This window comes from uncultured Anaerovibrio sp. (genome assembly GCA_902786545.1).
Classification (GTDB): Bacteria; Bacillota; Negativicutes; order Selenomonadales; family Selenomonadaceae; genus Anaerovibrio.
On sequence record CADACU010000096.1, the window covers coordinates 1 to 2,347 of the forward strand.

The following is a 2,347-nucleotide window of genomic DNA, read 5'->3' on the forward strand; positions in this document are numbered from 1 at the left end:
CTGGGGAAGCTCACAAACGGCGCTGTCCAATGGGGATTGGGGAGAGGACAGTGCCTGTAAATGCTATGTGACTTATTATATGGCATAATACCGCCTGCGGTACTGTATATTTTTACATTAATAAAGCTAGTTGACTGTGGTAATGCACATTCGATTAAGAATCGCAAATGCATCTTTGCTTGAATCTGTGGTGATAGTATGGTGACTTATAGTATAACAAGTCAGCGTAGTCATTTGATATATGCACTTTAGAATGTAAGTTTATCAAGAATTAAGTTGGTTTCCTGGTTTACAAGTTTACAAAAATATATTGACAAAAGATATCAATTAAGTTAATATGTAAAAAAAGCATAGAACATATGTAGATAATGTATAGTAAATGTACAAAGGGGTACATCGCATTGAGGAACACAAATTCCTGAGTGAGGTGTGCCTTTTTTGCGTGAAAGGATGGATGTAAATGAGAAAAAAGATAGGTTTGCCGTTAGGATTATTTACGCTGTTGGTGATACTTTTGTTGCCTACACCACCAGATTTGTCAACAGCAGGACATAGAATGCTGGCGATATTGGTGTTCTCTGTCGTAATTTGGATGTTTGAAACGGTTTCTTATCCGGTATCTGCTGCAATAATCATCTCGCTTATGGCATTCCTGCTTGGCACGGCACCGAATATGATGAATCCTGATAAGGTTTTAGGAACTTCCGGAGCACTAAAAATGGCAATGTCGGGATTTTCTAGTCCTGCTCTTGCCTTGGTAGGGGCAGCGTTATTTATCTCAGCCGCGATGATGAAGACTGGTCTTGATAAACGCTTGGCCTTGTTTATTCTGTCTAAGATTGGTGCCAAGACTAAAAATGTGCTAGCCGGAGTAATTCTGGTAGGTTTTATCCTAAGTTTTTTTGTCCCCAGCACTACAGCCAGAGTGTCATGTATGGTGCCGATTGTTATGGGCATCATTGCCGCTTTTGGTGTGCCACTTAAAAGCCGGTTTTCAGCGGTGATGATGATTGCCATCGCTCAGGCTGACAGCATTTGGAATGTTGGGATAAAGACGGCAGCGGCGCAGAACATGATTGCGTTGGAATTTATCGAGAAACAGTTGGGGACAACTGTTAGCTGGCTGGATTGGTTTATAACAGCGGCTCCTTTTGCTGCAATTATGAGCGTGATTTTGTATTTCTTGTTGTTGAAACTTGTACCTCCTGAAATGGATGAGATAGAAGGTGGGCAGGAAACCGTGGCACGGGAATTGAAAGCGTTAGGCCCGATGACGCTGAGTGAAAAGAAACTGCTGGGAATATCCCTATTGCTGTTATTTCTATGGTCTACGGAAAAGATATTGCATAACTTTGATACATCTTCCACGACAATGGCGGCGATAACGGCCATGATGCTTCCAGGGATAGGGATTATGACGTGGAAAGAAGCACAGGCCAAAATTGGTTGGGGAACACTGGTGCTGTTTGGTGTAGGAATAAGTCTTGGTTCTGCAGTTCTATCTACCAAGGCTGCAACTTGGATAGCGCATATGATTGTGAATGTATTTGGTCTGTATCATACGTCTGCTTTTATGATTATAGCTATTCTGGCTATGTTCCTGATTGTGATTCATCTGGGATTTGCTAGTGCAACTGCATTAGCGGCAGCGATGATTCCGATTATTATTTCGGTGCTTCAAGGAGCAGCCGAATATTCACATCTTAACGTTGTAGGGATGACACTGATTTTGCAATATGTCATTTGCTTTGGATTTATCCTGCCGGTAAATGCTCCACAGAATATGGTGGCTTTCGGTACGGAAACATTTGAGGCAAAGACATTTATAAAGACAGGTATTCCGCTGACCGTAATAGCTTATAGCCTCATTATGCTGATGGCGGCAACATATTGGAAGTGGCTTGGAATTATCATTTAGGTCTCATAGCTGACTGCAACTGAAGATATCATCCAAATGGCTATCAAAATTGTGGGATGATAAGTTTTAATGGCTTGGCACATAGTTTATTGGACAATGTGCCAAGCTTTTTGTGTTGTTGCAGAGTTCCGGTGGTGTGTGGATTAAAATAAGTCGCATAATTTTTTCGAGTAGAAGAAATTATGCTTCATGGAATAGTATTCAACCCATAGAGGCCTTGTTTTACAAATATCTTTTCTGGGACACTCCGGATTTCCATCTGCCAGACAAGCAACAGGAGCCAAAGTTCCTTCCATAAGTTCGATAATTTCTCCGACCGTATAGTCCTCTGGTAGACGAGACAGTTTATAGCCGCCGCCTTTACCGCTTGTGCCAATAATCAGATGGCTGCGAACTAAATCTTTCACAATTATTTCCAGGTATTTCTTG

2 protein-coding genes are annotated in these 2,347 nt (G+C 41.6%); one reads left to right on the forward strand and one right to left on the reverse strand.

All coding sequences use genetic code 11. The features are described 5' to 3' along the window. Positions 1-460: 460 nt before the first annotated feature. Positions 461-1,918 (forward strand): DASS family sodium-coupled anion symporter, encoded by a 1,458-nt coding sequence (locus QZV24_RS10415; RefSeq protein ID WP_037352121.1) that lies wholly within the window; start codon positions 461-463, stop codon positions 1,916-1,918. Positions 1,919-2,061: 143 nt separating this feature from the next. On the opposite strand, the gene QZV24_RS10420 is transcribed toward QZV24_RS10415, so the two are convergent. After that, positions 2,062-2,347 (reverse strand): Rrf2 family transcriptional regulator (locus QZV24_RS10420; protein WP_294523583.1); only part of this gene is annotated, 286 nt, incomplete at its 5' end.